The organism is Nonomuraea sp. NPDC049486 (assembly GCF_040676925.1).
Lineage (GTDB): Bacteria > Actinomycetota > Actinomycetes > Streptosporangiales > Streptosporangiaceae > Nonomuraea > Nonomuraea ferruginea.
In genome coordinates this window covers 47163-69590 of the sequence record NZ_JBFAPV010000023.1, presented here as the reverse complement: position 1 = coordinate 69590, position 22428 = coordinate 47163, and the positions used below count along the sequence as shown (strand labels likewise).

The following is a 22428-nucleotide window of genomic DNA, read 5'->3' as shown; positions in this document are numbered from 1 at the left end:
GTGCCGCGGCTGTTCTCCGGCACTCGCACGAAGGTGATCGTCATGGTGGCGTCGCGTTTCTCGATCTTGGGGTCTCTGTCGGTCACGACCGAGGAGGGCATCCGGACGTCCGTGCCGGGTTAGAAGAACCGGGTCCTGCTCGCCACGCTGCTCCTGCACGCCGACCAGTGCGTCTCCGTGGACCAGTTGGCCAGGCGCCTCTGGGGTGACAGACTCCCGCGTGACCCGCGCCGCGTGGTGCAGACGTACGTCGTCCGCCTGCGTCGATGGCTCGGCGACGGCGGCCTGATCCGGACGCGGGACGGCGGCTACGTCATGGAGCTCGATCATGAGCGGCTGGACCTGCTCGAGTTCCGGCGGCTGCTGCGTCTCGCGGCTCGGGCCGGCCGCCCGGAGGACGAGGTGGCGCTCCTGCGCCGGGCGGTGGGCCTCTGGCGCGGCCCGGCGTGCGAGAACGTGGAGTCGGACGTGCTGCACCACCTGGATGTGCCCATCCTCACCGAGCAGTATCAGCACGCCGTCGAGCGGCGCGTCGACCTGGAACTCCGGGCAGGTCCGCCAGGTGAGCTGATCGCGGAGCTGCGGGCTCTCACCCGGGAGCATCCGCTGCGTGAGCGCCACTGGGCCCAGCTGATGACGGCGCTGCGCGGGTGCGGGCGCAGGGCGGAAGCGCTGGACGTCTACAGCTCGGTGTTCCGTACGTTACGTGACGAGCTGGGGATCGAGCCGGGCCGCGAACTGCGCGAGCTGCACGAGGCGATCCTGTCCGGCGACGACGTCGCCTTCCCGGGGGTGACGCCGCCACGGGAGCTCCCCCCTGACGTCAGGCACTTCGTGGGCCGCGCCAAGGAGCTCCGGCTCCTGGACGACGCCCTGGCCGAGGAGGGTTCCGCGGCCAGGACCGCCGTCGTCGTCGGTCGTGGCGGCGTCGGCAAGACGGCCATGGCGATACGGTGGTGCGCCTCCGTGGCCGGGGACTTCCCGGACGGGCAGCTGTACCTCGATCTGCGAGGCTTCGACGCGCGGCCGGCGCTCGAACCCGCCGACGCGCTGCGCGCCCTGCTGCGCGGCCTCGGCGTCGCCCCCGGCGACATACCGGCCGACGAGACGGCGGCGTCCGCCCTCTTCCGGACGCGCACCACCGGCCGCCGCCTGCTCGTCCTGCTCGACAACGCTCTCGACACCCGGCAGGTGCGGCCTCTCCTGCCGGGCCGCGGGCCGGTGGTCGTCGTCACCAGCCGCAACCAGCTACGAGGGCTCGTCGCGAGCGGCGCCGCGACACGGGTCGTCCTGCGCCCCCTGTCAGGCGACGAGTCGGCCGCCCTGCTCGCCGGTCTGCTCGCCAAGGACCCGGCCTGGCGGGAGACGGACCAGGCGCGCCGCCTCGCGGCCCTGTCCGACGGCCTGCCCCTGGCCCTGCGCGTCATCGGCGAGAGACTCGCGCGTCAGCCCGAGCTGCCGCTCACGGACCTCGTACGGGACATCGACGCCGATCCGGACGCCGTCGCCTCCGGTGACGACGCGGTGCACGCCATGCTGTCCTCCTCCTACGAGCGGCTCGACACGACGACGAAGCGCGTCCTGCGCCTCACCGGCGGTCTCCATCCGGGCCCGGTGCTCGACCCGCGCCCGGTCGCCGCACTCGTCGGCATGCCGGTCGACCGGGTACGGGCCCACTTCGACCACCTGGTGGCGAACCACCTCGCCGAGCAGACCGGCCCCCACCGCTATGAGCTGCACCGCCTGGTCAGGTCGTACGCGGCCGCGGAAATGCGACGCCAGGACACGGCACCGGACCAAGACGCGGCCCGTGGCGCCCTGCTGTTTCTGCGCGAATACAGACCATCCACGATCGACGCGGAGGCCCCCGTCCGGTTCTAGCCCTCGGGCGGCGCCGGAGCTGGGGGCAACGGGGCGAGTCCGAGGTCGCGTAGCGTGGCGGCGCCGCGTGAGGCGTGGGCGCCGCCGGCGAGCACCAGGGTTCGCGCGGACTGGTAGCGGCAGCCCGCGGCGTCGAAGGCGGCCGCCAGGGCGGGCAGCGCCTCCCGGTCGCCGTCGAGCAGGGCTCCGGCTCGCTCCACGATGGCGCCGGCGACCGGGTTGCCGGCCACGACGGCACGTGCCCCGGCCACCCGGTCGCGGGCGTCGGGGCTTCCGGCCAGTACGGCGGCTTCGGCGCGCAGCGCCACGTACCAGTGGAGCCAGATCCAGGTGACCCACTGCCACACCTCGCCCGGCTCGGGCGCCAGCCGCTCCAGCGCCTCCGCCGCCTGCCCGCGGTGGAGGAGCGGCAGCGCGTCGAAGACCGCCCCGTAGCCGCGGGTGTTCCCCGGCGAGTCGTCGAGCCGGCCCAGCACCGCGCTCCACTCGCGCGAGGCGTCCAGGTCGCCACGCAGGGCGTGCGTCATCGCCACCGCGGCCGCCGGCGGGCCGAGGACCGACCTGGCGGGCCGGCCGGCCCGCTGCCACGCGTCGAGGAACCGTACGCCGCCGGTGAGCACGTCCTCGACGTCGCCCGCCAGCGCGTCGGCCACCAGGAGCCAGCCCGTGGCGCGGTGGCCGACCTCCGCCAGCAACGGATGCTCCGCGAGCCGCCGCGCCCACCGGCGGGCACCCGGCAGGTCGCCGGTGCCGATGCCGGCCTCGGCCGCCTCCCCCAGCGCCTCGATCAGCTCGTGGGTGCCGGCCGGGGTCTCCGGCGCGGACGAGAGCAGCGTGATCCGCCGCCGGGCCGTGCCCGCGGCGGCGAACGTGTCACCGGCCCAGCTCCGGGCGCAGGTGAGCGTGTCGAGCGCGGCGGACTCGGCGAGCGGGTCGCCCGTGCGGCGGGCGAGCTCGACCGCTCGTTCCGCGCGGGCGATCGTCGCCTGGACCGCGTCGTCCAGGCCCTCCTCCGCCCCGACCTCGGTGAGCGCCCGCCCGGCCTCGGCCAGCGCCACGGCGGCCTCGGCGGCCGCGTCGCCGCCGGCCAGCTCCCGTGCCCGGGTGATGAGCGCGTCCGTCTCCTCCGGTGGCAGTTCCCGTACGAACTTGCCGGAGAACCGGCAGGCGTTGGCGGCGGCGATCGCCAGGTCACAGGCGGCGCCGGCGAGGTCGCCCGACCGGCGGGCGGCGTCCGCGGCGGCGCGCTGCAGGCGGTACATGTCGTCGCCGCGCATCCTGCACCCGGCCACGGCGGCGGCCTGCCGGAGCATCGGCGCGGCGGCGGCGTCGCCGGCGAGCGCCGCGGCCTGCTCGTAGCGCTCCTGGGACTCGCCGATCAGGTTACGGGTGAAGGTCAGCTCCGCCAGGGATCGGGCGAGGCGGTACGCCTCCGCGCGCCGTTCCGGCCGGTCGGCCGCCCACGTCAGGGCCGCGCGCAGGTCGTCCGCCACCGCGTCGAACCCGGCCCGCCAGCCCTCCCGCGCCACCGCCAGCCCGTCGGCCCGCTCCAGGCACCAGCGGACGTGGCGGGATCGGGTGACGGCCAGCTCATCGGCCTCGGACAGCCGTTCCATCCCGTACTGGCGGATGGTCTCCAGCGCCCGGTACCCGGTCCCGCCCGGGGCGGCCGTCACCACGAGCAGGCTCTGTTCGGCCAGCCGGGCCAGCCCTTCGGCGACGATGCCCTCTTCGTCCCCGGCCACCTCCGCCGCCGCGGCGGCGGTGAACGGCGCGACGAACACCGACACCCGGCGCAGCAGCGCCCGGTCGGCCGGCTCCAGCAGCGCGTGGCTCCAGTCCAGCGCCCCCCGCACCGAACGATGCCGCTCGTCGGCGCGGGAGCCGCCCGTCAGCATCCGCAGCGGGTGGGACAGGGCGGCGGCGATGCCGTCCAGCCCGAGCGTGGAACACCGGGCGGCGGCCAGCTCGATCGCCAGCGCCATCCCGTCCAGCCGCTCGCAGACGGAGGCGATCTGGTCGCGCAGCGCGGGATCCAGCGGCCGGCCCGCCGCCGCGGCCCGCTCCATGAACAGCGCGACCGCGTCGGACCCTCCGTCGGCGGACAGCGACAGCGGCGGAACCGTGTACACGCGTTCGAACGGCACCATGAGCCGGGCTCTGCTGGTCGCCAGCACCGTCACACGGGGGCACGCCGCCAGCAGCCGCTCGGTGAACAGCGCCACCCCGTCCAGCACGTGCTCGCAGTTGTCCAGCACCAGCAGCGCGTGGCGGTCGGCCAGCGCGGCGGCCACCGACTCGGTCAGGTCGCGGCCGGGCTCCTCGCCGAGGCCGACGGCCCCGGCGACGGCGGTGGCGACCAGGCCGGGATCGGTGACCGGGACCAGGTCGGCGAACCACACGCCGTCGGCGTACTCGCCGGCCGCCCGCGCGGCCACGGCCAGCGACAGCCGGGTCTTGCCGACTCCGCCGGGACCGACCGCGGTCACCTGGCGGTTCGTCTTGATCAGCTCGGCCAGCTCGGCCCGCTCGCTCGCCCGTCCGACGAACGAGGTCAGCGGGGCCGGCAGGACCGGCGCCGGCGACGGGGCGGCGCCGGCCGGTTCTGGCGCGCGCCGGGCGAGCGCCCGGCGGTCCGGCACCTCCAGCTTGCGCAGCAGCGAGGAGACGTGACTCTCCACCGTGCGCACCGAGATGCACAGCCGTGCCGCGATCTCGGCGTTGCTGAGATGGGCCCCGACCAGGTCCAGCACCTCGGCTTCCCGAGCCGAGATATCCACTTCTGTCGCCACTGTCCCAGTTTGGCGCATCCGCTCCGTGCGTGGTCCGTGCCGTCGATCCGTGGCCGGATTCCGTGGTGAGCACGGATGTGGACCGGCCGGGCCGGGCGGCAGGCTTTACCCAGCGACGAACCACGAGGAGCGACCATGACCATCTCCATCAAGACCGTGCTGCACCCGGTGACCGACCTGGCCAAGGCCAAGGCCGTGTACGCGGCCCTGCTCGGCGTCGAGCCGCAGACCGACTCGTCCTACTACGTCGGCTTCGAGGCCGGGGGCCAGCACATCGGGCTGGTGCCCGGCGGCGGGCCGCAGGGCATGACCTCGCCGGTGGCGTACTGGCACGTGCCCGACATCGAGGCGAAGGTGGCCGAGATGACGGCCGCGGGGGCCACCGTGCGGGAGGCCGCGCACGAGGTCGGCGCCGGCCGCCTGGTGGCCACCGTCACCGACCCCGACGGCAACGTCCTCGGACTGATCCAGGACCGATGAGCCCCCTGATCGACCACGACCCCGACTCTCCCAAAGGAACCGCCATGACCTCCTTCGCATCCGTCACCCTGGAAGTCCCCGACCCCGCCGCCGCGGACGCCTTCTACCGGGCCTTCGGCCTCGACCCGTACGTGCACGTCCGCGCCTCCGACGCGCCGGCGACCGGCTTCCGCGGCTTCGCGCTGTCACTCGTGGCGGCCCAGCCGGGCGACGTCGACGCCCTCATCGGCGCCGCGCTCGACGCCGGCGCCACGACGCTGAAGCCGGCCGCGAAGGGGTTCTGGGGCTACGGCGGCGTCGTACGCGCCCCGGACGGGACGATCTGCAAGATCGCGACCTCGAAGAAGAAGGACACCGGCCCCGCCGCCCGGCGCATCGAGCAGGTCGCCCTCCTGCTGGGGGTGGCGGACGTCAAGGCGAGCAAGCGGTTCTACGTCGAGCGCGGCCTGGCCGTGGCCAAGAGCTTCGGCGGCAAGTACGTCGAGTTCGACACCCCGTCGTCGGCCGTCACGCTGGCGCTCTACCCGCGCCGCGCGCTGGCCAAGGACACCGGAGTCGCCCAGGAGGGCGCCGGGTCGCACCGGCTCGTGATCGGCGGCGACGCCGGGCCCTTCACCGACCCGGACGGGTTCGTCTGGGAGCCCGCAGCCGTCTGAGCCGTTCCGCACATCTTCGAAAGATTCGAAAGAGAGGTCCTGTCATGAGCAGCACGTACGAGGGATTCACGGCCGAGGAGCGGGCCGCGATGAAGGAGCACGCCACCGAGCGGAAGAAGGCGGCACGGCGCGGCACGCGCGCGGACAAGGCGGCGGAAGCGGCGCGAGACGTTCTCGCCAAGATCGCCGAGATGCCGGACCAGGACCGGATCATGGCCGAGCGCGTGCACGCCGCCGTCATGGCCGGCGCTCCGGCCCTGGCGCCGAGGCTCTGGTACGGCATGCCCGCCTACGCGCTGGACGGCAAGATCGTCTGCCACTTCCAGCCCTCGGGGAAGTTCAAGACCCGCTACGCGACGCTCGGGTTCAGCGACCGGGCGAACCTGGACGACGGCCCCATGTGGCCGGTCGCGTTCGCCCTGACCGAGGTGACGCCCGAGGTCGAGGCGCGGATCAGCGCACTGGTGAAGCAGGCGGCGAGCTGAGGCCCGGCGCACGGGGACGGTCAGTCTCCGATGTCGGTGGTCACCTTCCCGGGATCGGGCGCCTTGATGGACACCTTGGCGCCCCACCCGGTGAAGCGGCTGTCGATCACGATCGTCTTGCCTTCGTGCTGGTTGGTGTCGAACACGCCCGTGGCCGCGTACGACGACTTCACCCTGCTCACGAGCCCGGCCGAGGTCAGCGTGAGCGTGTAGGAGACCTTCGTGTCGTTGTGCATGCGCAGCGGGATCGACGCGTCGAACCAGCGTGACACCTTCTCCAGCTCCTTGAAGGTGATCTTCCCGGTGAGGCTGCTCCCGCGCAGTCTGCCCTTCTTGACCAGCGCCGCGAGGGTCTTCGGCTCGGCCGGGTTGATGACCTGCCCGTAGAAGCCGCTGCCGCCGCCGAGGATGGCGTTGCCCTTGAGCCAGGTCTTGCCCTCCGGGAAGCGGCCTTCCCACATGCCGCCCGAGGTGTAGCTGACCTTGCCGACGCTGATCGTACGCTCGCGGGGGCGGGTCGGGGAGGTCGCGGTGATGTCGGAGGCCGCCACGCCCTTGGCGTTGAACTGGAAGGTCCCCTTGCGGCTCTGGATCTTCTTCTTGCCGCCGCCGGAGAGCGTGGTCGTCTCGGTGAACCGCACGCCGTGGCCGGCGGTGAGCTTGCTCTTGAGCGCGCGTACGGGGTCCTTGGGGGCGGCCTGAGCGGGCGCGCCCGCCGCCAGCAGGCAGCCGCAGGCCACCAGTGCGGTGATCGTGGTCTTCTTCACGATCGGTGATCTTGCCGCGGGCGGATCACGGCCGAGGATCGGTGGACGATCGGAAGGGCAACGGCCCGCGCCGTCAGGTCTCTCACGGACACCCCTCGCCCCCGCGAACACGTCGAACCGGTCGATCCCCCCTCTCAGTCGGACTGCGGTGAGACATGGGACGCCGTGCGATTGTTCGGGTGGACCTCCCGGATCGGCGGGGTCGCCACCACTCTGTCCCTTGCTCCAGGGCGGACGGATCTTCTCCTGCCGGACGAGAGGAGCGTGGGCGGACGTGCAGGAGAGCCGGTGCGGGGGGTGGTCATGGAGAGTCTCCTTGCCGGAGAAGCCGCGATGCGATGAGATGCCTGCCGGCCGGAGATCGGCCCGCCGCCACGAGGGGCGGTGCCTGAGCCGCTCAATCCGGCCGGCAGGCGGCACGTGGGTGACCTCACGCCAGGGCTGAGGCTCGATCGTCTGCGGCTGTCGCCTACTGTGCGATGACCGATCCGCCCTCGTTCTCCCAGCGAGCGGGGCTGTCGCCGGTCCCCGCGCGGAACGCGGGATCGGGTGGCGGGCCCGCCCGGGTGAGAATGTCGTCGGTGGTCAGGCCGGCGATGTCCCGGGCGGTGAGCTTGAGCGTGGTCTCGGCGGCGTCGGGGGCGGTGTCGGGCGGGATGATCAGCAGGACGATCGGCTCGCCGGCGGCGAGGACAAGAGTGATCACCCGCGGGTCGGTGTGGCGGAACCAGCCGACGCGGACCTGCCGCCCACGGGCGAGGATGCGGCGTGGAATGCCCTGCCAGGCGTCATGGTGCAGGCCTATCCTCAGCGTGGTCCGGCCCAGTCGCTGGTCGGCGGCGGCGATGAGTTCGGGCAGTTCGGCGGCGGCGTCGCGGGAGTGGGGCCACCAGGCTCCGTCCACGACGGCTCGGCGATCCAGCACGGGGTGAAGGCTGAGTCGTAGCGCGGAATCGAAGCGAGGGATCGCGGAGGAGGCGGTGCTGAGGGGTGCGGATTGAGGAGTCAGTGTCGGCATCATGGTCGGCTGACCTGTCCAGGCCCTGGTGAAGGGGCCGGTATTGGTTCGCCGGGGGCGACGCAGACCTGAATGCCGACGCTCGAAATGTCCTCGGTGTCTCCACACTACCTCATGACCTCTTCAGCGGGGCGGGGCAGGCGCAGCGGCCCCTCACACGGCGTGCCCCCATCCACGGCAGCCGAGCCCACAGATGCGGCCACTCGATCGCAGCCGGATCAGTCGACATCGTGACACGCCTTCGGCGTAGAGACCCAGCCAGGACGACAAGCATTGCGATCTTCAGGCGGCCGGGTGGAGCTATTCACTCTGCAAAATTCCCGGATCGAAGCTGGGAAGCGCGCCTGTCTCCCCCCGGTGGGGAAGTCTCCATGCATGGATTCACGCCAGGAACGCCTGCTGCGGTTAGTCCCTCCGACCTTGGCCAGGATGGCCGCGTGGTGCGCGTGTCTGATCGTCATCGGCATCGTGGCCAACTATGTGTTCGGCTTCGTGGCGACGATGCGCCTCATCGCCCTGCCCGTGGCGATCGCGCTGCTCCTGACCGCGCTGCTCTTCCCGCTCACCCGGCAACTGCGGATGTCGGGCCTGCGGTCGATCTACGCCACCTGGATCACCATGATCGTCGCGTTCGCGGTGCTGAGCGGGACGGGCTGGATCATCGGCGTCCGGGCCAACCAGGAGTTCCCCGGGCTGGTGACACAGGTCAGGCAGACGGCGAAGTCGGTGGAGGAGTGGCTCTACACCGGCCCTCTGGGACTGGAGCCCATCCAGCTCAGCGGCTTGGTGGACGAGATCGCCAAGCTGATCAGCGAGCGGCAGCAGCAGATCACCACGACGGTTCTCGCCGGCACCGTGGTGGTGGTGGAAGTGCTGGCCTCGATCGTGCTCCTGCTGTTCGTGACGTTCTTCCTGCTCAAGGACGGTGACCAGATCTGGTCCTGGTTCCTCAAGGGGTTCGGCCGGATGGCGCCGCGGGTCGACCGCGCCGGGCGGACCGCCTGGGCCACGCTGTCCCACTACGTGCAGGGCACGGTGGCCGTGGCCGCGGTGCACGGCGTGCTCATGGGCCTGGTGCTGGCCATCATGGGCGTCCCGCTCTGGGCGGCGCTCGCCGTGCTGATCTTCCTGGCCAGCTTCATCCCGATCGTCGGCATCCTCTTCGCCGGCGCGGTCGCGACGCTGGTCACGCTCGGCGCCAAAGGCCCGATCTACGCGCTGATCTTCATCGGCATCCTGATCGTCGAGCAGCAACTGGAGAACCACGTGCTCCAGCCGCTGATCGTCGGCCGGGTGCTGCACTTCCACCCGCTGGCGATCATCATCGTGCTGGCCGTCGGCGGCATCCTGGCCGGGATCGCGGGCGCGGTCGTGGCCGTGCCGATCACGGCCATCCTCTACAGGGCCGTGCCCGAGCTCTTCAAGGAAGATCCGATCCCCCTCCCGCCGTCTCCGAAACCACCGACCCAACCCGTGCCTCCCGGGAAGGACTGAGGGCGATCGTCCGCTCGGCCGGTGTTCTCACCTGGAGATGAGCAGGGCGCGGATTGCTGCTTTCCGCCTGGCCGGGGCTGTTGGACGATCACATCACCACACCTGACCGTTCTCTCAGCCAGGTTTCCCGTACCCCCGCCGGCAGGAGCCAGCATGAACACCGCAGACCCGGCCGGCGAGCTCTCACCCAGCACGGCTGTCGGCCGACTTTTACGGATCACGCCGCTCGCCGATCACGTGGGCCTGCGGATCGAGGGCGAACTCGACCGCGCCACGCTGCCCGCCCTGTCCTCCGCGCTGGACTCGATGGCGAGCCGCGGCAGCTTCTCGGTCGATCTCAGTGGCCTGGTGTTCTGCGACGTCGGCGGGTTACGCGCCCTGGTCACCGCCGCGGCCGGTCTCCGGAGCGGCCACACCCTGACCTTGCGGTCGCCCTCCCCGCAGGTACGACGCCTGCTCGAGCTCACCGGCCGGCCCCGGACGACCGGCTTTCGCCTGCAGGTGCCGTCGCGCCGCTGCCCGGCCCGCCCGCGCCGGGCACGGGCCCGATAGACGCCTCGCCGATGTGCCGGTGACCACCTTCTGGTGATCACGGTACGAGATGAGCTCTTCTCTCTTTCACGATTGTCCGGAAGGGAGGACCGGACTTGAATGTGAACCCGAAGGAGTGATGGCGTCCATGTCAGACGATCGTGTTCCGGTGCGGCGGACCCCAGCCACCGTCTCGTGAGAGTGGCGCTGCTGGGACCGGTCGCCTGGCGTACGCCTCCGCGTCATTACGGCCCGTGGGAGCAGGTCACGAGCCTGCTCGCCGAGGGCCTCGCCGCCGCCGGTGTCGACGTGACGCTCTTCGCCACGCTGGACTCCGTCACTTCTGGATCCCTGGACGGGGTCTGCCCGCGCGGGTACGCCGACGATCGATCGCTCGACGGGCGGGTGTGGGAGGCGATGCATGTCGCGCACGCGTTGAGCCGTTCGCATGAGTTCGATCTCGTCCACAACCATCTCGACTGGCTGCCGCTGGCCTTCGCCGATCATTGCCGGGCTCCGTTGCTCACCACGGTTCACGGATTCTCCGGAAAGGGGATACTCCCGGCCTACGCCCATGCCCGGTCCACCTACGTGTCCATCTCGGACGCGGACCGTGCCCCCGAACTGGACTACGTCGCCACGGTGCACCACGGCATCGATTTCGACGCGTTTCCCTTCGATCCGGTGGGCGGCCGGCGGCTGATCGCGTTCGGCCGCATCCATCCCGACAAGGGGACGCACACCGCCATCGAAATCGCCCGGCGGGCCGGCATGCCGCTGACCATCTGCGGGATCGTCCAGGACGAGCAGTACTTCGAGAAGCGGGTCGCTCCGGAGGTCGACGGAAGGCAGGTCAGGTTCCTCGGATCGGTGGGACCCGCGCAGCGTGGCGAGATCCTCGGCGGCGCCGCCGCCCTGCTGCATCCCATCGCGTTCGACGAGCCCTTCGGCCTGTCGGTGGTCGAGTCGATGGCCTGCGGCACGCCCGTCGTCGCCTACCGGCGCGGATCGATGACCGAAGTCGTGGACCAGGGGGTGACGGGTTTCCTGGTGGACTCCCTCGACGAGGCGGTCACCGCCCTGACCCGCGTCACCACGGTCGATCGCGCGGGCTGCCGCGCGCGGGCCGAACTCAGGTTCAGCGCCGATCGGATGGTGGCGGGCTACTTGGGTGTCTACCGCGAGATGCTGGGGGAAGGTTGAGCGAAGAACATTGTCAGGTGTACGAAGACCAGGCCATCGGCTGAGGGTCTCGGCAGCCGGGCCCCCGTATGTGGGCGGGCCCCCGGTGAAGGCTCCAAGGTTCCACCACACAGGCAGACGGGGGTAGCCGTCTTCACCGATCGAGCCGCATCGGCGTCCGCTCTGGTGCGGGCCGAGTGACCGAAAGGCATGGCAGTTGGCCTTCACATACGGCTTTCTCAGCACCCATCCGCCCACCCAGTGCGGGCTGGCGACCTTCAACTCCGCCCTGGCCGCCCATCTCACCAGCGGCGGTGAGCTGCTCGGCGGCATCGTCCGTGTCACCGCGGCAGGCGACGACGAACGACCGCAGCCCGGGGTCGTGCACACCTGGACCCCGGGCGGACCCGGCGGCTGGAAGGCGGCGGCCACCGCTCTGGAGAGATTCGACGTGGCCATCGTCCAACACGAGTACGGCATCTACCCCGGTCCGGACGGCCAGGACGTCCTGCCGCTGCTCCGTCGCCTCACCGTGCCGAGCATCGTGGTCCTGCACACCGTCCTGACCAGACCCACTCCGCGGCAGAAGGCCCTGCTCGAGGAGATCGGAGCCGCCGCCGGCGCGATCGTGACCATGACCGGCACCGCGCGTGACCGGTTGGCCGCCGGCTACCGGGTCGACACCGGCAAGGTGTTCGTCATCCCGCACGGAGCCGCCGACCACATGCGGGTCCCGGCCCAGTTCCGACCCCGTCCGCACCTGCTCACCTGGGGACTGCTCGGGCCGGGCAAAGGCATCGAGTGGGCGTTGCGCGCGCTCGCGCTCCTGAGGGGCCTCGACCCGTCGCCGATCTACACTATCGCCGGGAAGACCCACCCCAAAGTGCTGGAGCAGCAGGGCGAGGCCTATCGTGACGAGCTCCATGAGCTCGCCGCCCGGCTCGGGGTGTCTTCGGACGTCCGACATGATGCTCTCTATCGAGATCAGGACTCGCTGAGCCGGCTGGTCCGCTCAGCGGACGTGGTCGTCCTGCCCTACGACTCCGCGGAGCAGGTCACCTCCGGTGTCCTCATCGAGGCCGTGGCCGCGGGCGTGCCGGTCGTCGCCACCTCTTTCCCACATGCCGTGGAACTGCTCACCGGCGGCCCAGGACTCCTCGTCCCACACGGTGACCCCACCGGGCTCGCCTCCGCCATACGCAGGGTCCTCATCCAGCCGGGGCTGGCCGACAGTCTCACCAGGCGTACCCGCACCCTGATCCCGACCCTGCTGTGGCCCGCGGTCGCGGCCCGGTACGACGACCTCGTCCGCTCGCTCGTCGCCGAGCGGCCGGCCACAGCGGTCGCGGTGCTGCCGTGAGCACCGCCACCCCCGGCTTCAGGCACCTGATCCGGCTCAGCGACGACACCGGTCTGTTCGAGCATGCCCGGCACGCCCTCGTCCGCCGCCAACATGGCTACTGCACCGACGACGTCGCCCGCGGGCTGGTCGTCGCCACCCGCGAACCGCGCCCCGCCCACCGGCTGACCCGGCTGGCGGAGAGCTACCTGGCCTTCCTCACGCACGCTCAGGACCGTTCCGGGGCGTTCCACAACCGGCTCTCCTTCGACCGGCGCTGGGACGACCAGCCGGGCGTCGGCGACTGGTGGGGACGGGCGATGTGGGGTCTGGGCACCGCGGCGGCCCGCAGCCCTGTCCCGTGGATCCGGGACGAAGCGCTGCTCGCCTTCACTGCCGGCGCCGAACAGCGCTCCCCGCATCCGCGCGCGATGGCCTTCGCCGGGCTCGGCGCTGCCGAGGTCCTGCGGGCCGACTCGGACAGCAGCGTGGCCGCCGGCCTGCTGATGGACGCCGCGGAGGCGATCGGCGCTCCCTCGGAGAACCCCTCCTGGCCGTGGCCGCAGCCGCGCCTGACCTACGCCAACGCCGCTCTCGCCGAGGTGCTCATCGCCGTCGGCGAGCTGAGCGACGACCGGCTACGGCTCGCCACCGGCCTGCGCATGCTCACCTGGCTGTGGGATGTCCAGACGAGGCACGGCCGGCTCGCGGTCGTGCCCGCCGCCGGCTGGCGCCTGGACGCGCCGCGACCCCGCTTCGACCAGCAGCCGATCGAGGTGGCGGCACTCGCCGACGCCTGTGCCACCGCTGCCCGCGTGAGCGGCGACCAGGCGTGGCAGGAGAGGGTACGGCGGTCGGTGGCGTGGTTCCAGGGCGCCAACGACGCCGATGCTCTCATGTGGGATCCGGCGACCGGCGGAGGCTACGACGGCCTGACCGAGCACGGCCCGAACCTCAACCAGGGCGCGGAGTCGACCATCGCGCTGATCTCCACCATGCAGCATGCCAGGCGGCTCCCATGACCAGCGGAGACCTCGCCACACGGCTCGGCCCGACGCTCACTCCCGACCCGCGAAGAGTGATCATCAAATTCTTCGTGCCCGGCGAGGACGCCGCGCTCACCCGTACCCGGGCCGCAGCCCTGATCGACCGCGTCATGCTTCTTGACGACGACGAGACGACCGAGATGCTTCAGATGACACTGCGGCGATTCGGCGGTCGGCACCACGACCTCGAAGCGACGTTCGCCCATCACCACGACCTGGTCCGCCATCGCGTCCCGCGCGACGTCGACCTGTCCCCGCGGGCCCGCCTCCTCGTGGGCGCCTACTTCAGCCACGAGTACGCCGTGGAGGCCGCGGCGGTGTGCAATCCCTCGATGGTCCCCCATCCCGACCAGTCCGGTCTGCGCCCTGGACAGCTCCGCGTGGTGATCAGTCTGCGGCAGATCGGCGAAGGCCACCTGTCCTCCATCGGCTTCACCACGGCGCTGCTCGGCCCCGGCTCGGACCTGATCGTCTCCGATCGCTCCGGGACCCTGTCCATCGGGCGCCGGCACCGGACCCACCATCGGCGGGACCTGCTCGCCGCGGGGCTCTCCGACGAAGCCTGGGACAACGAGGTGACCGCCACCATGCTGGCGTCCCTGCCGGAACGCTTCGACGACGACGATTTCGAGCAGGTGCTCGGCCAGTTGCCGGTCGACCTGCTCACTCGTACCACCACCCAGCGGACCGTGGAGGAGATGCGCCGCGCGACGCGCCCCGACTCCGCCGTGGCTTTCCCCGCCGATCTCCCCCTCCACCGGCGGGTGCTCTGGCCGGGGACCGCGGCCGAGAGCAACGGCATGGAGGACGCCAGGTTCGTCCAGGTCGTCGGCGATGACGGCCGGCCGTCGTATCGCGCGACCTACACCGCGTACGACGGGCGGCACATCCGTTCCCACCTGATCGAAAGCGATGATCTGCGGCATTTCACATTCACCCCCATGCGCGGCCCCGCCGCCGTCAACAAGGGCATGGCGTTGTTCCCGCGATCGGTCGGGGAGCGCAGCCTGGCGCTGTGCCGTTCGGACGGCGAGACCATCGGTCTCACGACCCTCGACGGGCACAACAGATGGCAACGGCCGGTACCTCTGTACGTACCCCGCCGCGGCTGGGAACTGATCCAGGTGGGCAACTGCGGATCCCCCATCGAGACCGGGTTCGGCTGGCTCGTTCTGATGCATGGCGTCGGCCCCATGCGCGACTACGCCATGGGCGCCTTCCTGCTCGACTCCGACGAGCCGCATCGGGTCATCGCCGAGCTCCCCGGCGCGCTTCTCGCCTCCGCCGACGGCGAACGTGACGGCTACGTGCCCAACGTCGTATATTCCTGCGGCGGCCTGCTGCATGACGACGCCGTGTGGCTGGCCTACGGAGCGAGCGACACGCGCATCGGATTCGCTCGCGTGCCGGTCGCCTCTCTCATCGGGGCGATGCGTCCACCGCGCTGACACGTTCGGCCGGTGGCTGAATAGGGGGCGATCGACGCGCCGGCATCCTCAAGCCGATGCCGGCCCGCGGCGAGCCGCAGACGCCCACCACGCCGTCTCGATCACCGACGGCGCGCTGATGGCCGGCCGCGGCTACGACCCGGTCATGGGCGCCCGGCCGCTGCGCCGTACGATCCAGCGCGAGCTGGAAGACTCGGCTCCTCTACGGCGAGCTCCGTCCGGCCGATCGTCAAGGTCTCCGTCGACGGCCTCGGGCTGGTCTTCACCAGCGAGGACGCCCCCAGCGACCTGCGTCAGGACGCGGCGGCGCCCGTGTGAGACTCGCGCCTGAAGCCCCGCCGCGATCATCCCGCTGATCGCCGCACTGACGAAGGCCATCAAGGTCGCGCAAGAACCCTGCCGGCATCAGCAGTCACTTCCGTAGGCGCGCGGGCTCTCTCCGCCGGGCTCAGGTCACATGGCGGGGCTGACCGGTTCGAGCCAGCCGAGCCGCTCGGCCAGGTGCTGGGCGCTGTCGATGACGGTGGCGATGTGCGGGGACGGGTTGTCCTGATGCCACAGCAGTGACCAGGGGTAGTGCGTGGTGGGTTCCGTCAGGGGCCGCCAGGTGGTGCCCGGCCGGTTGGAGGTGCGGAACGAGGAGGGGACGCAGTGCAGGCAGCGGTGCTGCAGGACGAGGTCGGCGGCGGCGCGGCTGCTCTGCACGGTGCCCTCGTAGATGGTGGGCGCGAACCCGGCCGAGCGGCACAGCGTGATGACGAACCGGTTGAGCTCAGGGGTCTGTGATTCCTCGCCGACCAGCAGGGGTTCGTCGGCGAGGGCGGCGACGGGGACACCGTCGAGCTCGGCGAAGCGATGGCCGTCGGGCACCAGCACGCCGAGCGGGTCGAGCCTGATCAGCTTGGAGGTCACCTCGGCCGGGACCTGCGAGGCGTGTCCGATGCCGATGTCGAGACGGCCGTCGGACAGTTGTCGGTACTGCTCGGGGGTGCCGGCCTCGACCTGGTGGATCGTGAGGTCGGGATGGGTGTGCTGGAGCTCGCGCAGGACCTGCGGCATGGTGTCGTAGCCGGCGTCGATGATGCCGGCGCGCAGCGTGGGCGCCGGCGTGACGGCGTTGCGCGCGGCGTGCCCGGCCCGGCCCACGTGATCGAGGATCTGGCGCGCCTCGACGAGGAAGGCCGCGCCCGCCGGGGTCAGGTCGACGTGGTGGGTGCTGCGGTCCAGGAGGCGCACGCCGAGCTCGCGTTCCAGCCGCTGGATCTGCTGGCTCAGCGCGGACTGCACGATGTGCTCGCGCGCGGCGGCCCGGCCGAAATGCAGCTCTTCGGCCAGTGTCACGAAATAGCGCAGCTGACGCATCTCCACGCCGGCCACCCCTTCCGTCCGGACGGCGCCCATGCGGGGCCGTCTCTCCCACTCTAGGCTCCACGTGATGGTGCGGAACCCTGTGAGGAGTGCCGGAGCGATCGAGGGATGCCCGTGACCGGTGGCGAAGCCGACGCGCCCTTAGGACATTCATCGATCATCGGCCGTGTGACGGCCGGCCGACGCGACGGCGTTCAGTGCGCTCGTGATCGGGCCAGTGCACGTTGCTCGCCCAGCCGAGCCGCTCGAACAGGCCGATCACGGTGGCGGAGGGGTCGATCTGGCCACGATCGAGGCCGTGGCGGGCGCAGCTTGGCTCGCTGTGGTGGCCGTTGTGCCAGCTTTCGCCGAAGGACAGCAGCGCCAGCGGCCACAGGTTGGAGGAGCGGTCGTGGCGGCGGGTCTTGAAGGGCCTGGCGCCGATGACGTGGCACAGGGAGTTGACGCTCCAGGTGACGTGCTGGAGCAGCGCGACGCGGATGAGGCCGGCCCACAGGAAAGCGGTCAGGGCACCGTACAGGGTGCCGGTGATCGCCCATCCCGCCAGGAACGGCAGCGCCAGCGACAGCGCGCACAGCGCGGGAAAGGCGCGGGCCACCCGTCGCATGGCCAGATCGGCCAGCAGGTCCGGGGCGTACCGCTCGGCCGGGGTCCGGTCCTCGGCGAACAGCCAGCCCAGGTGGGCGTGGGCAAGCCCCCGAAGCTGCCCGCGCAGGCCCGAGCCGTACCGGTAAGGGGAGTGCGGGTCCCCCGGCCGGTCGGTGAAGGCGTGATGGCGGCGATGCACCGCCACCCAGTCGATCACGTTCCCCTGAAAGCCCATCGACCCGGCGACCGCCAGCACCACCCGCAGCCGCGGCGAGGCGATGAAGGAGGCATGGGTGAGCAACCGATGGAACCCGACCGTTACGCCTAGGCCGGTCAGCATGTACAGGACCGCGGCCAGCAGCAGATCGGTGAGCGTGACCCCCTGCCCCCATGCCAGGAAGATCGCGACGGCCAGCGCGACGAACGGCAGGACCACGATCGCCGCCGTGAGGCCGATATGTACCCACCCGGCCGGAACATGCTCTTTCGCCTCGGGGAACGGCGAGGTGCCGTCGTAGTCCTGACGGCATCCCGCCGCCTGCTCGGAAATCGTCATGATCTCTCGTCTCGTTCATACGTTTCGGCGGTGCACGTAGCACCAACGCCAGGTCGAGCTCGGTTCCAGGGCGGCGACGACCGGGTGGTCGGTCTCCTGGTAGTGGGCCTTGGCGTGGCCGCCCCGCGAGTCGTCGGAACAGGCGACCCATCCGCAGCTCAGGCACACCAGCAACCATGTCCAGGACTGTCCGAGTGCCAGGCACGCCCGGCACTCGGGTGGACCGTGCTCCACGACCGGACACCGATCGATGTGCTCGCAGCGCGGGATCTGGCCGTTCAGGCCCATGCGGCCGGGCGTGCTCGTTTCTCGTGCGTCCAGGGTCATGACGACCCCCTCACGATGACAGCGACGCAAGCTGCGCCGTCTGGTCTGTGACCAGTCAACGCGGTCGGCGAACCGATGGAAACGCGCAATCCCAGCTAGCCTCATCAGCTACGGCGATAGCGAGTCCCGGCCCGGTCAGCGTCCGATCTTGGAGACGGCGCCCGAACGCCGGGTCTGCCGCGCTACCCCTTGGCACGTACGAAACACGGATATCCGGCGATGTCCACCGCCGCCCGCCGCCGCCCGGCCGTCAGGTGAGAGCCGCGCCGTAGCGGTCGACGAGACCGGCCAGCCGGGCGACCTGTCCGGCCTCGGGCGACCAGCAGTAGAGGATGACCTCGTCCGCCCCGAGTTCCTCGAAGCCGCGCAGCGCCGTGCGGATCTGGTCCTCCGTGGTGAGCATGCCCTCGACCATCCAGTGGGAGGCCCCCACGATCGCGTAGCACTCGCTGATCGCCGCCTTGGCCGTGGCCACGGTCTCCGCCGAGCCGAAGGCCACGTTGAGCTGGCCGACGTTGCGCGGGCGCCCGGCCCGACCGGCCTGGGACCACTCCTTGTCCACGGCGCGGAAGAGGTCGCCGGCCCACGGCGGAGGAGCGGCGCACAGCAGCCCGTGGCCGAACCGGGCCACCCTGGCCAGCGCGGCCGGCGCGAACGCGCCGAAAAGGATCTCCGGGCCTCCGGGGGTCAGCGGCGCGGGCCCCACCGGCCCGAGCCCGCCCGCCGTGCGCTCGCCGGCCCACAACTGGCGCATCTCGGACAGCTGGTCGTCGAGCCGTCGTCCTCGCCCCTTGAGCGGCATTCCGGCCGCGGCGAAGTCATCGGTCCGGCTGCCGACCCCCATTCCCAGCGTGAACCTGCCCTGTGCGAGCCGATCGAGGGTGGCCACCTGCTTGGCCAGCAGGGCGGTGTCACGCAGCGGGCCGATCAGCACTTCGGTCTGGACGCGGATGCGGCGGGTGACGGCGGCGATGGCCGCCAGCATCACCAGCGGCTCGGGGTTGCGCCAGATGAAGCGGTCGAGCAGTCCCAGCGTGCTGAACGGTCCCGCGTCCGCCTGCCGGGCCCAGTCGAGCAGGAGGTCCGGTTCGTCACCCGGCAACCCTATTCCGATCTTCATCGGTGTCTCCTTCGCAAGTGCGCCTTCTTATCTGCGGCGATAGACTCGCTCTGGTTCTTCAGTCGCTGATCGAGAGCTGACACACATGACGGACGACCCCCGCGCGATCAGGCTGGACGAGTTCGTGCCCTACCCTCCCGACCGCGTGTGGCGGGCGTTCGTGGAGCCCCGGCTGGTGACGAAATGGCTGGGGCCGGAGGATTTCCAGCCGGTCGTCGGCCACCGGTTCACCATCGTGACGCAGGCCGTGCCGACGACGAAGTTCGACGGCGTGATCCACTGCCAGGTGCTGGCCATCGAGCCCGAGCGGATGCTGCGCATCAGCTGGGACGACCACGGCCCGAGCGGAGCGCGGTGCACGGCGACCTGGCGGCTGGTCGCCGAGGGCCACGGCACCCGCCTGTTCTTCGACCACGAGGGCTTCGACCCGGACGACGAGCTGCAGCAGCGAGCGCGCCGGATCATGGGCGGCGGCTGGCGCTCGTGGTTGTTCAGCCGGTTGGAGACGGTCCTCGCCGGCGACACCGCCGGGCAGGACGCGACCGGCGAAGGGCTCCCCTACCGCCCCCGCTGATCGGCCTCCTCCTCCACCACCGTGTCGCGCAGGAGCCTCAGCCGGTCCTGCCAGTAGACCTCGTACGGGTGCAGCCAGTTGGAGATCTCCTCCAGAGGCGCCCGGCACAGCGAGTAGTGGCGTTCCCTGCCCACTCTCCGCTCGGTCACCAGGCCGGCGTCGCGCAGCACCTTCAGGTGCTCCGACACACTCGGGCGGGCCATGTCGAAGTGCGCCGCGAGGTTGTTGACCGAATGCGGCCCGGCGAGCAGGAGCTGGAGTATGCGGCGCCTGACCGGGTTGGCCAGCGCCGGGAACACGTCGTCGAGCAGGGTGGGGACGCCGTCTGGCGTCGTCGTCTTCCCGCTCCGCGGCATGATGAGCAACCCTTGATCGCACTGTCGCCGGCGGCCCGGTATGCGCCGACCCGCCTACATTATCAGTAGGCGCTATCCTACCTGTCAATGCGGCCGGCGGGAGCGAGGACACGACGGGCGCGCCGGGCCAGGCGAATCCTCCCGCCGGACCGCTCACCACGTCACCGGGAGCGCCTCGGGCCCTCGCACCAGCCGGTCGGCTTTCCAGACGATCTCCTCGGGCTCGACGGCGAGCCGCAGGCCCGGGACCCTGCGCAGCAGACCGCCGACGGCCGCCTCGATCTCCATCTTCGCCAGCGCCGCGCCCATGCACCGGTGCGGGCCGAACCCGAACGTCAGGTGCGGCTCCCGCTCGGCCTCGGCGTCGATCTCGTCCGGCTCGGTGAAGACCTCCGGGTCCCGGTTGGCCGCCGACAGCTGGGTGTACACGGCCTCGCCCTTGGCGATGAGGGTTCCGCCGACGACGACGTCCTCGGTGGCGACGCGGGCGAATCCGCCAGGGCTCTCCAGCGGGACGAAGCGCAGCAGCTCCTCGACGAGGCGGGGCAGCGGCGGACCATCGCCCCGCGCCAGCTCGGCGTAGAGGCCGTCGCGGAGCATGACGAACATCATGTCGGCGATCTCGTTGACGGTCGTCTCGTGACCGACCACGAGCAGGGTGACGCCGAACGTGATCAGCTCCTCCTCGCTCATCACCGCCTCGACGTCCCGCGCCCGTACCATGACGCTGAACAGGTCGGCCGCCGGCGCGACGCGGCGCTGCCCGACCAGCCACCGCAGGTATTCGGTGAGGCTCAGGAACGCCGCCTGGATCTCGTCCGGGGTGAACGCCGTGACCGACATGACGATGTCCGACCAGTCGCGGAACTTCTCCCGGTCGGCGAAAGGAACGCCCAGGATCTCGCAGATCACCGAAACGGGCAGCGGCAGCGCGAGATCCCGCACGAGGTCCGCGGGCGGCCCCTGCCCGGTCATCCGGTCGAGCAGGCCGTCGACCTGCTCGTCGATCCACGGCCGCAGCTTCTCCACCCTGCGGGGGGTGAACGCGCGGGCGGCCACCTGGCGGACCCGCGTGTGGTCGGGCGGGTCCATGCTCATGATCATGCCGGGGTTCTGGACGATGTGCGGCTGCAGCCGGGGCAGGTCCATCGTCAGGGTGACCGCACGGCTGAACCTCGGGTCGGAGAGCACGAACTTGGTGTCCTCGTACCCGGTGACCAGCCACGCGTCCCCGCCGAAGGGCATGCGGACGCGGGCGACGCGCTCGGATTCCTGCAGCTTGCGGTACTTCCCGTCCAGCTCCAGCCCGGTGGTGGGGCCGAGCGGGAATCGGTGCACGGTGCGCTCGTCCATCACGCGCTCCCGGCGGGCGTCGTCCCGGCCGGGGCCAGTTCCAGGATGGCCAGGCCGAAGGAGGTCGGGTGCGAGCCGGTGATGGTCAGCCCGGCCCGCGCGGCGAGCTCGTCGTACTGCGGGCGGCTGCGTTCCTTTCCTCCGCAGAACAGCAGCATCATCATGTCCAGCCGGGCCAGGCTCCGCTGGTCGCCCGCGCCGCCGACGACCGTCTCGACGACCAGGAGGCGGCCGGTGGGCCCGAGGGCTTCGGCGCCGCGCCGCAGCACCCGCACCACCTGGTCGTCGGGCCAGTTGTGCAGCACGTTCATCAGGACATAGGTGTCGGCGCCTGCGGGCCACGGGCCGAAGAAGTCCCCCTCGGCGAAGGCGATGCGGCCGGCGACCGGCGAGCCGGCCAGGTGGGCCCGTGCCGTGGCGACGCCCGCCGGCGTGTCGAACACCGTTCCGCGGGCTTGCGGGGAGATCTTCAGGATGGCCTGCAGCAGCAGCCCATGGCCGCCGCCCACGTCCACCACGTCTCCGCGGGTCCGCCAGTCGACGGCCGCGATGACGCTGTCCAGGGATATGCGGGTCTTGTGGGCCATCGCCTGCTCGAACGACGCCGCCAGCGGCGGGTGCTGGGCGAGGTCCGCCCAGACGTCCCGGCCGAAGATCCGCTCGTACACCGGCTCGCCGGTCCTGATCGCCTCCATCATGAGGGTGGGCGTCTGGTCGAGCCGGCACATCGCGCTGTCCATGCGCCACCAGTCGCGCATGCTGACGGGGCTGTCCTCCGTCATCAGCTCCGACAGCCGCGTCGGGCGGTACAGCTCGGAAGCCGCGTCGTACTCGAAGACACCCAGGGACGCGAGGTAGCGCAGCAGGCGGCGCACCGCTTCCTGATCCACCCTCTCGCCCGCGGCCTCGAGTCCTTTGAGTATCGCGTCAGCAGGGGCGCCGCCGGGCGCGACCAGGTCGGCCAGGCGCAGCGTCGCCGCCACGCGGACGGCCCAGGGCGCGACCGTGTCGGTCAGGGCCAGCATGGTGCCGAACGCGTCGTCGGCCTGGATGTCGGGCATGGCATC

General features: G+C 71.4%; 22 protein-coding genes. 12 read left to right on the top strand and 10 right to left on the bottom strand.

The annotated features are described in order from the left end of the window. Nucleotides 1–135 precede the first annotated feature (135 nt). The gene (locus tag AB0K05_RS41035; RefSeq protein ID WP_364236779.1) at nt 136–1881 is read left to right on the top strand and encodes an AfsR/SARP family transcriptional regulator; all 1746 of its coding nucleotides are present in this window, start codon (nt 136–138) and stop codon (nt 1879–1881) included. On the opposite strand, the gene AB0K05_RS41030 is transcribed toward AB0K05_RS41035, so the two are convergent. Further along, nucleotides 1878–4673 carry a LuxR C-terminal-related transcriptional regulator gene (locus tag AB0K05_RS41030; protein WP_364236746.1) on the bottom strand — a complete coding sequence of 932 codons (2796 nt, stop codon included), beginning with the start codon at nt 4671–4673 and terminating at the stop codon, nt 1878–1880. The genes AB0K05_RS41035 and AB0K05_RS41030 overlap by 4 nt on opposite strands. Before the next feature lie 135 nt (nt 4674–4808). On the opposite strand from AB0K05_RS41030, the gene AB0K05_RS41025 reads away from it, so the two are divergent. The 3 genes from AB0K05_RS41025 to AB0K05_RS41015 are packed head-to-tail and all read left to right on the top strand — an operon-like array spanning nt 4809 to nt 6294. Continuing rightward, nucleotides 4809–5153, top strand: a complete 345-nt coding sequence (locus tag AB0K05_RS41025) for a VOC family protein (RefSeq protein WP_148031031.1) — start codon at nt 4809–4811, stop codon at nt 5151–5153. A gap of 44 nt (nt 5154–5197) precedes the next feature. Then, on the top strand, nt 5198–5809 hold the full coding sequence (locus tag AB0K05_RS41020; protein WP_219552005.1) for a glyoxalase: 612 nt from the start codon (nt 5198–5200) through the stop codon (nt 5807–5809). Nucleotides 5810–5853: 44 nt separating this feature from the next. Continuing rightward, on the top strand, nt 5854–6294 hold the full coding sequence (locus AB0K05_RS41015; protein WP_364236742.1) for a DUF1801 domain-containing protein: 441 nt from the start codon (nt 5854–5856) through the stop codon (nt 6292–6294). Between the two features lie 20 nt (nt 6295–6314). Here the strand turns inward: AB0K05_RS41015 and AB0K05_RS41010 are convergent, their stop codons facing one another. Together AB0K05_RS41010 and AB0K05_RS41005 are read right to left on the bottom strand one after the other, a co-directional pair. Beyond that, nucleotides 6315–7061: a hypothetical protein gene (locus AB0K05_RS41010; protein ID WP_271278005.1), complete on the bottom strand. Its 747-nt coding sequence runs from the start codon at nt 7059–7061 to the stop codon at nt 6315–6317. A 469-nt stretch (nt 7062–7530) separates the two neighbouring features. Then, the gene (locus AB0K05_RS41005; protein ID WP_271278009.1) at nt 7531–8079 is read right to left on the bottom strand and encodes a DUF5994 family protein; all 549 of its coding nucleotides are present in this window, start codon (nt 8077–8079) and stop codon (nt 7531–7533) included. Between the two features lie 375 nt (nt 8080–8454). Between AB0K05_RS41005 and AB0K05_RS41000 the strand changes: the two genes are divergently transcribed. From AB0K05_RS41000 to AB0K05_RS40970, 7 genes are all read left to right on the top strand, one after another. Continuing rightward, nucleotides 8455–9573: an AI-2E family transporter gene (locus AB0K05_RS41000; protein ID WP_271278004.1), complete on the top strand. Its 1119-nt coding sequence runs from the start codon at nt 8455–8457 to the stop codon at nt 9571–9573. A 153-nt stretch (nt 9574–9726) separates the two neighbouring features. Continuing rightward, a complete protein-coding gene (locus AB0K05_RS40995; protein ID WP_271278003.1) occupies nt 9727–10125 on the top strand; it encodes an STAS domain-containing protein in 399 nt (132 codons plus the stop codon). A gap of 180 nt (nt 10126–10305) precedes the next feature. Further along, nucleotides 10306–11307, top strand: a complete 1002-nt coding sequence (locus AB0K05_RS40990) for a glycosyltransferase family 4 protein (RefSeq protein ID WP_364236737.1) — start codon at nt 10306–10308, stop codon at nt 11305–11307. Between the two features lie 196 nt (nt 11308–11503). Continuing rightward, nucleotides 11504–12646: a glycosyltransferase gene (locus AB0K05_RS40985; RefSeq protein WP_364236735.1), complete on the top strand. Its 1143-nt coding sequence runs from the start codon at nt 11504–11506 to the stop codon at nt 12644–12646. After that, nucleotides 12643–13647, top strand: a complete 1005-nt coding sequence (locus AB0K05_RS40980) for a glycosyltransferase (protein WP_271278000.1) — start codon at nt 12643–12645, stop codon at nt 13645–13647. The genes AB0K05_RS40985 and AB0K05_RS40980 overlap by 4 nt, the downstream gene beginning before the upstream one ends. Further along, nucleotides 13644–15119, top strand: coding sequence for a glycosylase (locus AB0K05_RS40975; protein ID WP_364236733.1), 1476 nt, complete (start codon nt 13644–13646; stop codon nt 15117–15119). The genes AB0K05_RS40980 and AB0K05_RS40975 overlap by 4 nt, the downstream gene beginning before the upstream one ends. Beyond that, nucleotides 15016–15450 (top strand): hypothetical protein, encoded by a 435-nt coding sequence (locus AB0K05_RS40970; RefSeq protein WP_333485725.1) that lies wholly within the window; start codon nt 15016–15018, stop codon nt 15448–15450. The genes AB0K05_RS40975 and AB0K05_RS40970 overlap by 104 nt, the downstream gene beginning before the upstream one ends. 122 nt (nt 15451–15572) lie before the next feature. Here the strand turns inward: AB0K05_RS40970 and AB0K05_RS40965 are convergent, their stop codons facing one another. The 4 genes from AB0K05_RS40965 to AB0K05_RS40950 all read right to left on the bottom strand — a co-directional run bounded on the left by AB0K05_RS40965 (nt 15573) and on the right by AB0K05_RS40950 (nt 19078). Then, nucleotides 15573–16481 carry a LysR substrate-binding domain-containing protein gene (locus AB0K05_RS40965; protein ID WP_271278008.1) on the bottom strand — a complete coding sequence of 303 codons (909 nt, stop codon included), beginning with the start codon at nt 16479–16481 and terminating at the stop codon, nt 15573–15575. Nucleotides 16482–16644: 163 nt separating this feature from the next. Further along, nucleotides 16645–17631: a fatty acid desaturase gene (locus tag AB0K05_RS40960; protein ID WP_364236730.1), complete on the bottom strand. Its 987-nt coding sequence runs from the start codon at nt 17629–17631 to the stop codon at nt 16645–16647. Between the two features lie 15 nt (nt 17632–17646). Beyond that, a complete protein-coding gene (locus AB0K05_RS40955) occupies nt 17647–17919 on the bottom strand; it encodes a UBP-type zinc finger domain-containing protein (RefSeq protein ID WP_271278007.1) in 273 nt (90 codons plus the stop codon). A 289-nt stretch (nt 17920–18208) separates the two neighbouring features. Then, complete coding sequence (locus AB0K05_RS40950; protein ID WP_219548053.1) at nt 18209–19078, bottom strand: LLM class flavin-dependent oxidoreductase; 870 nt, start codon at nt 19076–19078, stop codon at nt 18209–18211. An 85-nt stretch (nt 19079–19163) separates the two neighbouring features. Between AB0K05_RS40950 and AB0K05_RS40945 the strand changes: the two genes are divergently transcribed. Then, the gene (locus AB0K05_RS40945; protein ID WP_219548055.1) at nt 19164–19652 is read left to right on the top strand and encodes an SRPBCC domain-containing protein; all 489 of its coding nucleotides are present in this window, start codon (nt 19164–19166) and stop codon (nt 19650–19652) included. Here the strand turns inward: AB0K05_RS40945 and AB0K05_RS40940 are convergent. From AB0K05_RS40940 to AB0K05_RS40930, 3 genes are all read right to left on the bottom strand, one after another. After that, complete coding sequence (locus AB0K05_RS40940) at nt 19637–20008, bottom strand: metalloregulator ArsR/SmtB family transcription factor (protein ID WP_148031019.1); 372 nt, start codon at nt 20006–20008, stop codon at nt 19637–19639. The genes AB0K05_RS40945 and AB0K05_RS40940 overlap by 16 nt on opposite strands. A 153-nt stretch (nt 20009–20161) precedes the next feature. Beyond that, nucleotides 20162–21361: a cytochrome P450 gene (locus AB0K05_RS40935; RefSeq protein ID WP_364236725.1), complete on the bottom strand. Its 1200-nt coding sequence runs from the start codon at nt 21359–21361 to the stop codon at nt 20162–20164. Beyond that, entirely contained in the window at nt 21361–22422 is a 1062-nt protein-coding gene (locus AB0K05_RS40930; protein WP_364236722.1) for a methyltransferase, read from the bottom strand. The genes AB0K05_RS40935 and AB0K05_RS40930 overlap by 1 nt, the downstream gene beginning before the upstream one ends. Between the last annotated feature and the right edge of the window lie 6 nt (nt 22423–22428).

Bases quoted from the DNA above. Each gene is read 5' to 3' on its own strand.
- AB0K05_RS41025 (WP_148031031.1), top strand. From the start codon at position 4,809: ATGACCATCTCCATCAAGACCGTGCTGCACCCGGTGACCGACCTGGCC.
- AB0K05_RS41020 (WP_219552005.1), top strand. From the start codon at position 5,198: ATGACCTCCTTCGCATCCGTCACCCTGGAAGTCCCCGACCCCGCCGCC.
- AB0K05_RS41015 (WP_364236742.1), top strand. From the start codon at position 5,854: ATGAGCAGCACGTACGAGGGATTCACGGCCGAGGAGCGGGCCGCGATG.
- AB0K05_RS41005 (WP_271278009.1), bottom strand. From the start codon at position 8,079: ATGCCGACACTGACTCCTCAATCCGCACCCCTCAGCACCGCCTCCTCC.
- AB0K05_RS41000 (WP_271278004.1), top strand. From the start codon at position 8,455: ATGGATTCACGCCAGGAACGCCTGCTGCGGTTAGTCCCTCCGACCTTG.
- AB0K05_RS40995 (WP_271278003.1), top strand. From the start codon at position 9,727: ATGAACACCGCAGACCCGGCCGGCGAGCTCTCACCCAGCACGGCTGTC.
- AB0K05_RS40975 (WP_364236733.1), top strand. From the start codon at position 13,644: ATGACCAGCGGAGACCTCGCCACACGGCTCGGCCCGACGCTCACTCCC.
- AB0K05_RS40970 (WP_333485725.1), top strand. From the start codon at position 15,016: ATGACGACGCCGTGTGGCTGGCCTACGGAGCGAGCGACACGCGCATCG.
- AB0K05_RS40965 (WP_271278008.1), bottom strand. From the start codon at position 16,481: ATGCGTCAGCTGCGCTATTTCGTGACACTGGCCGAAGAGCTGCATTTC.
- AB0K05_RS40960 (WP_364236730.1), bottom strand. From the start codon at position 17,631: ATGACGATTTCCGAGCAGGCGGCGGGATGCCGTCAGGACTACGACGGC.
- AB0K05_RS40955 (WP_271278007.1), bottom strand. From the start codon at position 17,919: ATGGGCCTGAACGGCCAGATCCCGCGCTGCGAGCACATCGATCGGTGT.
- AB0K05_RS40950 (WP_219548053.1), bottom strand. From the start codon at position 19,078: ATGAAGATCGGAATAGGGTTGCCGGGTGACGAACCGGACCTCCTGCTC.
- AB0K05_RS40945 (WP_219548055.1), top strand. From the start codon at position 19,164: ATGACGGACGACCCCCGCGCGATCAGGCTGGACGAGTTCGTGCCCTAC.
- AB0K05_RS40940 (WP_148031019.1), bottom strand. From the start codon at position 20,008: ATGCCGCGGAGCGGGAAGACGACGACGCCAGACGGCGTCCCCACCCTG.
- AB0K05_RS40935 (WP_364236725.1), bottom strand. From the start codon at position 21,361: ATGGACGAGCGCACCGTGCACCGATTCCCGCTCGGCCCCACCACCGGG.
- AB0K05_RS40930 (WP_364236722.1), bottom strand. From the start codon at position 22,422: ATGCCCGACATCCAGGCCGACGACGCGTTCGGCACCATGCTGGCCCTG.